Raw genomic sequence first — 12,989 nt, 5'->3', positions numbered from 1 at the left:
TTATTACAAGATATAACAATCTAAACCTATCTTATGTCAAACGGCATGAGGCATAGGCTTTTGTCTAATTGCTAATAAATTAAAAATGAATACTTTATTAAAGGCAGGATCAGCTGCCTTACTTACCTGTTTAGGAGCGCTTAACGGCTTTGCCCAAACCAATGATGAAATTCCCAATAACATAGCCGACAGCCTCTATATAGCAGAGGTACAGGATTATGCACAACCCGTGAAAATATTGCATGCTGAGCCTTTGTATATTGACCTGATAAGGGATCTTGGTGCCCGCAAAGGAGAAAGGGAATGGAATGTAGGCATGGGGCTAACCGACAAAAACACCCATGATGAATATATCGCCCTTGTAGAGTATGAATGGGCCCCGGTAAACAGATTGGGGCTTGAAGTGGAACTTCCTTTTTCATTTTACTATCCTGTAAACGGCAACACCAATGCCCCAGGCAGTAAATTAAACAGTCTGAAAATGGCAGCCCAATACTCTTTTTTCGTTTCCGAAAAACTAAAGACATCTATGGCTATTGGTTACATACAGGAATTTGAACTTACCGATTTTAATCAGTATAGCAGCTCTCCGCTGTTTACAGGCAATGTTTATAATCCGTTTTTTATTGCGGCAAAACGCTGGGGTCAAAATTTCCATACACTACTCTATACAGGCCCGCAGGTGTTTCATCATTTTGAGGATAACAATACCCATACCGTTTGGCAAATCAATACAAACGTGCATTATATGATACCCGGTACGCGGAATTTTATTGGTATTGAATTTAATAAGGAAGCCCAAAAACATGATTTTGACATGACAGTAAGGCCTCAAATGCGTGTAGGTGTTACAGATAATATTCTTATAGGTATTGTAACCGGCATTCCTATAAACCGTGAAAACGAAAGATTCAGCACTTTTTTAAGGCTTATTTATGAACCCGCACACAACTAAATTGTTTGGTTAATTTGTTTTTTTTGTGTTTAAGCCGGAGCTATGCTTCGGCTTTTCTTTTATTCTAATACATGTTTTTCAAAAACACTTAATTCATTATATTTGAATTAATTAACCGCTTTACCATGACAGATCTAAACTATATAAAATCACTTAGGGTTCCTACAACAGAAAATCCGCTTCGTATACTTATGAGTGCGTGCCTTAAAGGTATAAAATGTGGGTATGACGGCACTGCAAATGGCGAATATCCCAGTGCATTAAAAGTACTGCAATATGACACCGTAAAAGTAACTTCGTTTTGTCCTGAAGAATATTCTTTTGGTTCTCCGCGTGAAATGTGTGATATACATGGCGGAACCGGAATGGATGTACTTAACGGTAAAGCAAAAGTACTAACCGATAGCGGAATAGACTGGACGGAAGGAATGATTGCAGCTTCAGAAAAAATGCTCGAAATAGCCAAAGCCGAAGCTATAGAACTTGCTATATTAATGGATGTAAGTGCTGCCTGTGGAAGCCAGGTTATTTATGACGGTAATCGCTTTGCAGAAAATAAAATATACCAGATAGGTATGGGAGTTTGTGCTGCCCAGCTTGTGCGAAACGGATTTAAAGTCATAAGCCAAAGGGATTATGCCAGCCTTGAGATAGTATATTCTAAAATTGACTCAGCCCATAAGATCAAAACTGATGTAAAAGACCATCACGAGATTGACTGGTATAAAGAATATTTTAATGTTTAGGTACTAGATTGTTTAATTATCTGGATATTAATTACCGGAACTCACTATTTTTATAGAAAAATACTATAAAGCATAAACACACCTAATGAAATCATTTATCAAGCTTCTTTTTTGTATCGTTACATCACTTACAACTATTAATGCACAGGAAATAAAAACCATTAAAGCTACTGTATCAAGCGGTAAACATATTTACAATGATTCAGAATATAAAACATGGGAAAAGTTATTTGACAAATATTACAATGAAGATTATGAGTCCCTGAATAACGAGGAAAAGGAAATGATTGACAAACTTGAAATGATTGAAGGGCCTTATACACAAGGTGTAGGTTGCAGTTGGTATTGTGGTGGAGGGCCCTATGAAATCACTGCTTCAAGTATTCTACCTAGTAATGATAGCCTATATGTATCCGATAATATACACGACTTTAATTTACTTACCGCATGGGTTCCCGATACTAAACAAGAGGTTATAGGAGCCAAAATTAATTTCTATTTTAAACCTTTCTCTCCCAGGGTTACACAAATAAAAATCTATAATGGTTACATAAAAAAACATGATTTATGGAAAAAGAATGCAAGGGTTAAAAAGCTTAAACTATATGTAAACAATAAACCCATTGCTATTTTAGAACTACAGGATACCACTGCTGAACAAAGCTTTAAATTTGAGCCTTTAAATTCTAAAGTAGAAAACAGGGAAAGTATAATAACATTTGAGATTATTGAAGTTTACAAAGGATCAAAATATGATGATGTAGCCATTAGCGAAATAAATTTTGACGGACTGGATGTACATTGTTTTGCGGCTGGAACAAAAATATCTCTGCCGGAAAATAAAACTAAAAACATTGAAGAGATTATAAAAGGAGAAAGTATATTAACGTATAATGAAAATAACCAGTCGCTTGAAGAAACAGAAGTTACACAAGTAGTAAAAGTTTACCATAACAATCTTATAAAGATTCAATTTGGAAATCAAAGCATAATAACTACTAACGACCATCCTTTCTTTATAAAAAACAAAGGTTGGGCTTCATTAAACCCTGCAAAATCAAACACTGATTACATACAGGACGCTCCTGTAAAACAAATTGAACTTAACGATTATATCTATATTCCTGAATCCGGCGAATATTTGCAAATAACTGAAATTAAACCTATAACAAAGCCGCAAATCACATATACCCTAGAAATAAGTAAAGGCAGCAACTTTATAGCAAATGGTGCTTTAGTAAAAACAGAAAAGATTATTAACCTCAATTAGTGCAAATGTTAAACCCGGGCAGCAGGTTTAAAAGTTCCTTACATTTGCCTTGTTTTACAATTATTTAAAGTTAAATTCCGTTTTCCTTAAAGTTTAAATAACACTGCGCGTAAACCCTGTGTTGGCGCAGTTGCGTAAATTTGGCGGATTCCTTTTTACTACAAACAAAACTTAAAAATGAACAGGAGAAAATTTTTCAGGAACGGTTCGCTTTTCACCATAGGCGCAGCTGTCCTTAATCCTTTTGAAGGTACTGCACAGGTACTTGACCTTAACAACTTAGACAAAAACAAAAAAGCTAAGAACATTATATTTATGGTTAGCGACGGTATGAGTACCGGAACATTAAACATGGCCGATTTATACCTTAGCCGTAAAACCGGAAAAGGTTCTAACTGGTTACAGCTTTATAAAGACCAACGCATTAGCAGGGCACTTATGGATACGGCTTCTGCAAGTTCTATTGTTACCGACTCGGCTGCTGCCAGTTCTTCATGGGGTGGTGGAGCAAGGGTTAACAACGGTTCGCTTAACGTAGGCCCTAACGGAGAAAGGAACATGCCTATATGGCAAAAGTTTAAAAAAGCAGGTAAAATGGCAGGATGTGTTACTACTGTACCTATTACCCACGCTACTCCAGCCGGTTTTTGTGTAAACAGCGACAGCCGTAACGCTCAGCCTGAAATTGCAGAAGAATACCTTAAACAAGGTTTTGACGTAATGATGGGCGGAGGTAACAACTACTTTAGCGCAGATAAAAGAAAAGATAAAAAAGACGTTTATGCCGATTATAAGGCTAAAGGATGGCAGGTTGCCCGTACCCGCAGTGAAATGATGGCAGCAAGTAACGATAAACCAATACTGGGTGTTTTTGCTGACGACGGATTACCATATACTATAGACCGCAGAAGCAGCAAAGAACTTACCGAGGCTACTCCTACCCTTGCAGAAATGGCTCAAAAGGCTATAGACCGTATGAAAGGACATAAAAATGGTTTTGTACTTCAAATTGAGGCCGGTAAGGTAGACTGGGGTGCACATGCTAATGATATTGCAGCACTGCTTTATGATCAGACTGCTTTTGACGAAGCTATTAAGACGGTTATTGATTTTGCCGAAAAAGACGGTAATACCCTTGTTGTTATCACTACCGATCACGGTAATGCCAACCCAGGTGTAATATACGGTCAGGAAGCCAACAGTAACTTCGATAGTATTCAAAAATATACACAAACTAACGAGTGGATCCTAAACAGTATTAAAGGTGATTCTACTGCTGCACAGGTAAGGGAAATAATTGCTCATGCTAACGGAAGGACAATATCTCAAGATGAGGCAAAAACCATATTAAGCTATTATAGCGGACTTGAAAAAGAAGGAGGGCTTTATAATTACAAGCACCTCCCTTTTAAGGCATTTGCAGAAATGCAAAAAGAAAACAACTCAGTGGGATGGATAAGTATGAACCACTCTGCAGACTATGTGGAACTGGCAATGTTTGGTCCGGGTAGTCAACTGCTTAAACCGTTTGTAAAAAACACAGATCTTCATTACCTTATGCTGGAAGCCGCAGAGGTTGAAAATAAGTTCTAAAACTTTACAATCCTATTATATCAAGGTGCCTCAATGGCACCTTTTTTTATATATTGCGTTGTAAAAAAACTGCTATAAATGAAAAGAATACTCTTATTACTAACCTTATCGCTTTTTATAAGCTGCAAAAAGAAAACTGAAGAAGTAAAACCCGATGTAAAGGAGAATCCTGAATTTTCTGCTCTGCACGATGGTGATATCATTTTCCAAACATCGCTATCCTCACAAAGTCAGGCTATACAGATGGCTACAAAATCGGTTTACTCCCATTGTGGAGTTATCTACAAGGAAGCAGATAAATATTATGTTTTTGAAGCCATACAGCCTGTTACAAAAACGCCTTTAGAAAAATGGATTGCCAGAGGTAAGGACGCTCATTATGTAGTCAAAAGACTTAAAGCAGCCAAAGACGGCTTAAAAGACTGGCAGATAAGAGAAATGAAAGAAGCCGGAAAAGAAATGGCCGGTAAGGATTATGACCTGTATTTTGGATGGGGAGACGATAAAATATACTGCTCTGAACTGGTTTGGAAACTATATCACAAAGCAGGGGCCGAACTTTGCCCTACTCAGCAGTTAAAGGATTTTGACCTTACTAACAATGCTGTAAAACAGAAGTTACACGAACGCTACCGTAATAATATTCCAATGGAGGAAAAGGTAGTTTCTCCGGCGGCATTGTTTAACAGCAATTTGTTATACACAGTAACATCTAAATAAAATTAAAGCATAAAAAAGTAAAAACCCGACTATAATAGCCGGGCTTTTGCTTCTATATTATTCTGGCAGAAAAGGAGATTTTTCGACTCCACTCCGTTTCGCTCAAAATGACAATCCTGCATAAATGATTTTATACTTAAAGGGTAACAGCTTCCTGTTTGGCTTTTTCAAAATCGGTAATAATCTCTGTTAGTATTTCGGCAGCAGGTTTAATTTCATGTATAAGCCCTGCTATCTGTCCTATTTCAAGTTCTCCTTCGTCAAGATCTCCTTCAAACATACCCTTTTTGGCACGTGCCCTGCCCAGTAATGCCTTAAGATCGTCTACAGATGGCGATTTGGTATACAAATCGGCTACATCATGAAAGAATTTGTTTTTGATAAGCCTTACAGGAGCAAGCTCTTTTAAGGTAAGGTGCGTATCGCCATCCTGGGCGTTTACTATTGCCTGTTTAAAGTTATCATGTGAAGACGATTCTACCGAAGCTGCAAATCGGCTTCCTACCTGTACTGCATCGGCACCAAGTATCATGGCTGCAAGCATTCCCCTGCCTGTAGCAATCCCCCCTGCTGCTATAAGCGGAATCTGTAATTTTTCCTTTACCATCGGTATAAGTGTAAAGGTAGTGGTCTCTTCCCTACCGTTATGTCCTCCTGCTTCAAAACCTTCGGCTACAACAGCATCAACTCCTGCTTCCTGAGCCTTTAAGGCAAACTTTACACTGCTCACAACATGCACAACGGTTATTCCTCTTTCTTTAAGCCATGCTGTCCATGTTTTTGGATTCCCGGCAGAGGTAAAAACAATCTTCACGCCTTCATCCACAATAATGTTCATTATTTCTTCAATGTTTGGATACAGCATTGGTACGTTAACACCAAAAGGCTTATCGGTTGCCTTTTTACATTTTTGTATGTGTTCGCGCAGCACTTCCGGATACATAGACCCCGCCCCTAAAAGGCCAAGCCCACCTGCATTACTTACTGCACTTGCCAGTTTATATCCGCTGGCCCAAATCATTCCCGCCTGTATTACAGGGTATTGTATATTAAATAATTGAGTTATTCTGTTCATTATTTTGTTTTTTCAAAAGTATCAACCAGATTACTGCTTTCTAAAAAATTAAAGCCAATATCTATGATCTTTGTATCCTTATTTTTAAATTTAAACTTAAAAAAGCGTCCATCTGTAAATATATTTTGAATATCCTTATTACCAAAGTCAAACCTATACTTTTCTTCAAAAACCTTATCAACCTCTTTCCCTTCAATTAAAGTGCTTATTAAATAGAAAGACTCGGCACTTGTAAGGTACAAGCGGTTATTTCGCTTATCACTTAAAGTAGCGTATAAAAAGTATTTGAATGTCATATAATCCGGCACTTTCCATTCTGTAAACTTCAACTGCTGATTTAAAAATTGTACAGGTCTATAGGCCCATATCAATTCTGTCGGTGCAGAAGAAGCATAATCCCTGATAGATTTAATTATTTTCCCGTCTTTCAGAAAAGCTATAGAAACAGTTTGATTATCTGTCACTTCTGTATAGTAATAATTTTTCATGTTAAAATAATCTGCCTTATAAAATAGGGTTGCAATTTCATTAAATTGTTCCCTAGTTATTTTTGAGGTTTTAAAACCTTTTGCACCAACATAATCAATTCCCAAATACTTTACATCACCCGTAGCCTCTATTAAGATATTACTAATAGGACAAGAACCAAAACAATGAGAGCCGGATACTATTACACCATCAAACTGATGTTGTTTATTAATCTCATAGTTTTGTTTCACTAAAGTTAATATGTCTTTATCTTCACTATCATAATCTTCAAGAATAAGGGTGTCTTTTGTAAATTTTAATACATGATAAATGAGTTCTTTTTTCTCCTCCCCTTTATCAAATATTTTAAAAGTATCTTTTGAGATGGAATAGCTCGTTCGGGTACCTAAATACTTTACAAAATCATTAGGTTGTTTATAATTCTCATCAACCTTATAATTATGATATTCTTTTAAATCAAAATAAAAATATCCTAATTTATAATCACAAACACTATCATTTAAAAAATCAAATCCTCTTAAATCACCATATCGGTGTCTATAATCTTCACTTGTTGTAGTATCAACAGCCTTCCAACTACCCAAAATCATCTCCTGAGGTGTTAATGGCTTTTCTTTTTGACAGGAAACTAATAAAAGTACAAGTACGAATAGTAAGGTGTGTCGCATAAGTAAATATTTATTGTTTTATCAGCCTTCCGCTTCTCGATTTATCGGAAGATGATAACACGTAGTTATATACTCCAAACGATAAATTACTTAGCGATATTGCCTGATTAGCGATCACTTTCTGTTTTAAAACAACCTGCCCTAAACTGTTATAAATAGTTATTGATGCCTGCCCGAAATCATCCGGAAAAGCAATATTTATAACCTCATTTGCAGGATTAGGGTATAAAATAAAATCTGTTTTGGCTACCTCCTTAACGGTAAGCTCATTTAAAGCAAAGGCAAAGTCCGGAATACCATAACCGTATTCAAAATCAGGATTTGTAAACCTGTCGGCCGAGCCCTTTACCAAAGCCATAATTTCAGTATTTGTCTTTTCAGGAAATGCCTGCCACAGGCATGTTACCAGTCCGGCAGTTATAGGGCTGGAAAAAGATGTACCGTTACCAAAGGTTATAGTACCGTCTGGCTTGGCAAAAATAGCCGCCGATCCCTGTGCCATAACATCGGGTTTTATACGCCCGTCACCTGTTGGGCCTATACTACTGAAATAAGAACGTGCCTCATCATAGCTTACAGAACCTACCGTAAGTACATTAAAGGCATCGGCAGGTATTTCTATATACGGGTCGGCATTGTTACCGTTGTTTCCTGCCGAAATCACCACTATCATACCACGGCTAAAGGCTATGTCTGCACCACGTGTCATAAATGCGGTTTGCCCGTTTACCGATTCATACGGATAGTTGTAATTAGGATTATCATAGTTATAGTAGCCTAAGGATGTATTTATTACATCTACCCCAAGGCTATCGGCTACTTCGGCTGCCTCAACCCAATATGACTCCTCTACAGGGTTTTCACTACTGGTATCCTCAGTAATAAACAGGTAGTAAGAAGCATTAGGCGCAGTGCCTACAAGAGCTCCCTCTACATAGCCCCCCATAGTGGATAGCACATAAGTACCATGATTATCAGCTGTATAAATATCGTTACTGCCTGCTACAAAATTATAGCCGCCCAAAATAAGGTTGTTATCAAAAAGGTTTTGAAATGGTTGTGCCGTATCTACCCCAGGGAATCCGGAGTCCATAACAGCTATTATCATTCCTTCCCCAGTATAGTCCTGCTGGTGCAGTACCTGTCCGTTAAGCATGTCTATTTGGGAAGTACTCATGCCATAATCATAATTCTCCTGAACGTCCAGTTTGTTATTTACAGTACTTGTGCTTGCCGAAACAGCAGGCCTTCCGGGAGTATTTATGGTTTTATCTGCAAATTCAATATTTTGTACAAAGCTAAGTGAAGTCAGTGCCGAAATATCCTCAATCGTTCCGCGCACATGTACCGCATTGAGCCATTTGGATTTTGCCATAACGGTAATACCTGTAGCAGCATCGGTTTGAGAAAGATAATCCTCATGAACAGGCACATCAAGCTCATCAAGTGCAATGCCCTGATTATTCCTTCTGTCTAAAGCACGTTGTGACAGCATTTCAAGCGGATTTGCCAGATAATACTCGGCATCGGGTTTATCATTAAAGTAAACCCAGGCATCCTCCTGTGCATAGCAGTTTGCTGATAATATAAGGAACAATATAAATAACTGCTTTTTCATTTTATTTTTTTTATTGACCTGTAACTAAAAATACGCCTTATAGGCATTTTTGGTTTATTTACACCTCCATTACCTAGAAGGAATCAAATATACAAAAGATGCCTGCAAGTAACTAAAAGATATTACTTTTGCGCAAACCGGTTTTATAATGTTATACCTTATTTTAAGTATTATATGCAGTGTTACTGTAGGTGTTATTTTTAAAACATCTAAAAAGTATACTGCAAACATAAGCCAGATAGTAGCCTGGAACTATATTTTTGCCATTGTATTGTGCTATCTGTTTTTTAAGCCCGACCTGCAAACTATAAACAACGATGCGCCCTGGGAACTTTACATCCCATTGTCCATCCTTTTACCTTCGGTGTTTGTATTTCTTGCTTTATCCATTAAGCATATGGGCATTGTAAAGACCGATGCGGCACAGCGCCTGTCTTTATTCATACCGGTTATTGCTGCCTATTTCCTGTTTAAGGAATCTTTTTCTGTTTATAAAATAATAGGCCTAGTTATAGGCTTTCCTGCTATTGCATTAATCCTTTCAAAAAAGGACAGTAATACCGAAAACAAATGGCTATATCCTGCTATAGTGCTTTTTGGCTTTGGTACCGTAGATGTACTATTTAAAAATATTGCATTGCAAACGTCATTACCTTTTACCACTTCTCTTTTTGTAATTTTTTGCGGGGCACTGGTAATAGCATGGCTATATGTTATTTATGAACTGATTGTTAAAAAAGAAAAGTTCTGTCTCTTCAATTTTGCCTTTGGTGCATTGGTGGGTATTTTTAACTTCTGTAATATTCTTTTTTACCTTTATGCACACAAAGAATTTGCCAAAAACCCATCTACCGTTTTTGCAGGAATGAACATGGGAGTTATTGTTTTAGGATCGCTTGCAGGTATATTTGTCTTTAAGGAAAAAATGACCCGATTAAATTATCTTGGGCTTTTTTTGGCACTTTGTGCTATCGTTTTTATCACTCTTTCGCAAATGCAACAGTCTTAAAGGTTATAGAACATAACCTTCAAAACATTGAAAAACAACACTTTAAAAAATAAATAAAATTTTATTTGGAAATTAGAAAGTTTGTCCATTAACTTTGCTGCAAGTTCTTTAGAAAATAATTCTTATCCAGAAAGACCGAGGGATTTGACCCTATGACGTCTTGGCAACCTGTTCAGGTAAAACTGAATAAGGTGCCACATTCAACCATGCATGGCATGGAAAGATAAGTTTAGAAATACGTAGATAATACTTCAAATATATTATGTGCCTTTCTGACTTATCGGAAAGGCATTTTTGTTTTATGCACTTTCCGATAGACTGGTTTAGAATGTTTTTTACAGAATCTGAAAAAATGTCAAATATTCTAAACATCAAAAAAAAATGAAAGAGCAGACTCTAATTCTTAACAGCTTACCAATTGATCCGCTAACAGGTTCTATCTCTACCCCTATTTACCAAACATCAACTTTTGTACAGGATGCACCGGGTGTGCACAAAGGTTTTGATTACTCCCGCAGTAACAACCCAACCCGTAAAGTACTTGAAGACTGTATTGCCAAACTTGAAAACGGACATGCAGGTTTTGCTTTTGCCAGCGGACTTGCAGCTATTGATGCCGTAATTAAACTACTTGAAGCAGGTGATGAGATTATTGCAGTGGATGATATTTACGGTGGTGCTTTCCGTTTATTTACACACGTTTACCAAAAGTTTGGTATTAAAATAAACTATGTAGACTCTACTAACTCACAAAACGTTGCAGATGCAGTAACCGACAAGACAAAACTTATATGGATTGAATCGCCTACTAACCCGACCCTTAAAGTATCCGATATCCGTACTATTGCAAAAACCGCCCGCCAACATAACATAATTCTTTGCGTAGACAACACTTTTGCTTCTCCGGTTTCTCAAAAGCCTATAGATTTTGGAGCTGATATTATCGTCCACAGTGCTACAAAATACATTGCAGGACACAGCGATCTTATTGCCGGCCTTGTAGTAACCTCAACTCCTGAACTAAGCGAAAAAATCAAATTTATCCAAAATGCCTCTGGAGCTATATTAGGCCCTTTTGACAGCTGGTTGGTTATCCGTGGTATAGAAACATTAAACCTTAGGGTTAAACAACATGCTGAAAATGCTCAAAAAATTGCCGAATACCTATTGGAAGAAAAACTGGTTAAAAATGTTTATTACCCTGGCCTACCATCTCACCACAATCATGAGATTGCTAAAAGCCAGCAAAAATACTTTGGTGGAGTTATAGCTTTTGATCTTGTAATTGACGATAAGGAACTGGCTTCACAAATTGTTTCGGGCACTAAACTTTTCAAACTGGCAGAAAGCCTTGGAGGAGTAAAAAGCCTTTGCTGCCTGCCTTGTGAAATGACTCACAAATCTATCCCTGCCGAAAAAAGATACGGTTCGGGTGTAACCGATAGCTTAATTCGCCTGTCTGTTGGACTTGAAGATGCTGATGACCTTATTGCCGACCTAAAACAGGCCATTGAGGCTGCTGTAAAGGCAAATGCTGATAAAACTGCTGTAACGGCTTAATTAAACCAGAAAAAAGAAGAGTATAAAAATGTCAAGAAAAAAATTAAATATAGGATTATTCGGTTTTGGGTGTGTAGGCTTCGGATTATATGAAGTACTTGATAAAACTCCCGGACTAAAGGCAAACATTAAAAACATTTGTGTTAAGGATAAAAATAAAGCACGCGAAATAGGTGCCGAAAACTTTACGTTTGATAAAAACGATATCCTTAACGACGATGATATAAATGTTGTTGTAGAACTTATTGATGATGCCGATGCTGCATTTGAAATTGTATCGGCTGCCCTTAAAAAAGGGAAAGCAGTAGTTTCTGCCAACAAAAAGATGGTTGCCGAGCATTTTACCGAATTGCTGGAACTACAGCGTGAATATAATGTACCATTGTTATATGAAGCAGCATGTTGTGCCAGTATGCCCATAATCCGTAATCTGGAAGAGTATTATGACAACGACCTTTTAGAATCTATAGAAGGTATTGTAAATGGCTCTACCAATTATATACTTACCAAAACCTTTGCCGAGAACCTTTCTTATGAGGAAGCCCTAAAGCAGGCACAGGATAAAGGTTTTGCCGAAAGTAACCCTATTCTTGACACTGGTGGTTTTGATGCCAAATATAAGCTGCTAATATTATTAGCACACTCTTTTGGTTACATTGCCAATCCCACAGATATCTTTAATATAGGAATTGACAACATAGGCGGACTGGAGCTTAAGTATGCCCGTGAAAAAGGACTAAAAATTAAACTGGTAGCACAGGCCTTTAAAGGAGCTAACGGAAACCTATCCGCTTTTGTTATCCCTAAGTTTGTGGGTAACGAAGACCGCCTCTTTACCGTAGATGACGTATTTAACGGAATTATTACAAAAACAAGCTTTGCCGATACTCACTTTTTTGTAGGCCGGGGTGCGGGTGCGCATCCTACAGCTTCGGCAGTACTATCGGATATATCCGCCTTAAGTTATGACTACCGTTATGAATACAAAAAAATATACCAGCAGGAAGATTTGGTGCTTACTAATCAGGTAACCCTAAAAGTATTCCTGCGCCACACAAAAGAAGAGGCCGAAAGCCTTAAAGAATATTTTGACACAATAGAGGAATCGTATGTAAATAATGAGTCTGGTTATATAACAGGTAACATTTCCCTGGAAAACCTAAAGACCCTGCAAAGCCAAAACAAAGGCGAAAGGTCTTTTATACTATTAAACATTGAAAAAGAAAAAGAAACTGCTGTACATGAATCTTTAATTTTAGCTTAATTAGTTTGGTCTGATTATGTTT

Annotated in this window: 11 protein-coding genes and 1 riboswitch; of the genes, 8 read left to right on the top strand and 3 right to left on the bottom strand. The window is 37.3% G+C overall.

Annotated features, from left to right (window positions below):
- The first annotated feature begins 85 nt into the window (after positions 1 to 85).
- From NU09_RS09770 to NU09_RS09750, 5 genes are all read left to right on the top strand, one after another.
- Positions 86 to 955, top strand: a complete 870-nt coding sequence (locus tag NU09_RS09770) for an HAEPLYID family protein (protein WP_129751098.1) — start codon at positions 86 to 88, stop codon at positions 953 to 955.
- A gap of 125 nt (positions 956 to 1,080) precedes the next feature.
- The gene (locus NU09_RS09765; RefSeq protein ID WP_129751097.1) at positions 1,081 to 1,701 is read left to right on the top strand and encodes a DUF523 domain-containing protein; all 621 of its coding nucleotides are present in this window, start codon (positions 1,081 to 1,083) and stop codon (positions 1,699 to 1,701) included.
- A gap of 85 nt (positions 1,702 to 1,786) precedes the next feature.
- On the top strand, positions 1,787 to 2,971 hold the full coding sequence (locus NU09_RS09760) for a Hint domain-containing protein (protein ID WP_129751096.1): 1,185 nt from the start codon (positions 1,787 to 1,789) through the stop codon (positions 2,969 to 2,971).
- A gap of 177 nt (positions 2,972 to 3,148) precedes the next feature.
- Positions 3,149 to 4,564 carry an alkaline phosphatase gene (locus NU09_RS09755; RefSeq protein WP_129751095.1) on the top strand — a complete coding sequence of 472 codons (1,416 nt, stop codon included), beginning with the start codon at positions 3,149 to 3,151 and terminating at the stop codon, positions 4,562 to 4,564.
- 78 nt (positions 4,565 to 4,642) lie between these two features.
- On the top strand, positions 4,643 to 5,284 hold the full coding sequence (locus NU09_RS09750) for a YiiX family permuted papain-like enzyme (protein ID WP_129751094.1): 642 nt from the start codon (positions 4,643 to 4,645) through the stop codon (positions 5,282 to 5,284).
- A 136-nt stretch (positions 5,285 to 5,420) separates the two neighbouring features.
- Here NU09_RS09750 and NU09_RS09745 read toward each other — a convergent pair whose 3' ends face one another.
- Genes NU09_RS09745 through NU09_RS09735 form a run of 3 tightly spaced genes read right to left on the bottom strand, consistent with a single transcriptional unit; the run spans position 5,421 to position 9,134 of the window.
- Positions 5,421 to 6,359: an NAD(P)H-dependent flavin oxidoreductase gene (locus NU09_RS09745; protein ID WP_129751093.1), complete on the bottom strand. Its 939-nt coding sequence runs from the start codon at positions 6,357 to 6,359 to the stop codon at positions 5,421 to 5,423.
- Complete coding sequence (locus NU09_RS09740) at positions 6,359 to 7,516, bottom strand: DUF6438 domain-containing protein (protein ID WP_129751092.1); 1,158 nt, start codon at positions 7,514 to 7,516, stop codon at positions 6,359 to 6,361. The genes NU09_RS09745 and NU09_RS09740 overlap by 1 nt, the downstream gene beginning before the upstream one ends.
- Before the next feature lie 10 nt (positions 7,517 to 7,526).
- The gene (locus NU09_RS09735) at positions 7,527 to 9,134 is read right to left on the bottom strand and encodes a S8 family serine peptidase (RefSeq protein ID WP_129751091.1); all 1,608 of its coding nucleotides are present in this window, start codon (positions 9,132 to 9,134) and stop codon (positions 7,527 to 7,529) included.
- Between the two features lie 148 nt (positions 9,135 to 9,282).
- On the opposite strand from NU09_RS09735, the gene NU09_RS09730 reads away from it, so the two are divergent.
- The 3 genes from NU09_RS09730 (at position 9,283) to NU09_RS09720 (ending at position 12,967) form a co-directional block, all read left to right on the top strand.
- Entirely contained in the window at positions 9,283 to 10,143 is an 861-nt protein-coding gene (locus tag NU09_RS09730; protein WP_129751090.1) for an EamA family transporter, read from the top strand.
- Between the two features lie 119 nt (positions 10,144 to 10,262).
- Positions 10,263 to 10,373, top strand: a riboswitch (SAM riboswitch).
- Between the two features lie 151 nt (positions 10,374 to 10,524).
- Positions 10,525 to 11,703: a trans-sulfuration enzyme family protein gene (locus NU09_RS09725; protein WP_129751089.1), complete on the top strand. Its 1,179-nt coding sequence runs from the start codon at positions 10,525 to 10,527 to the stop codon at positions 11,701 to 11,703.
- Between the two features lie 28 nt (positions 11,704 to 11,731).
- A complete protein-coding gene (locus NU09_RS09720; protein ID WP_129751088.1) occupies positions 11,732 to 12,967 on the top strand; it encodes a homoserine dehydrogenase in 1,236 nt (411 codons plus the stop codon).
- Positions 12,968 to 12,989: the final 22 nt, after the last annotated feature.

The organism is Flavobacterium beibuense, from assembly GCF_004151245.1.
In the GTDB taxonomy this organism is placed as follows: Bacteria; Bacteroidota; Bacteroidia; order Flavobacteriales; family Flavobacteriaceae; genus Flavobacterium; species Flavobacterium beibuense_A.
This window is presented reverse-complemented; position numbering and strand designations above follow the sequence as displayed.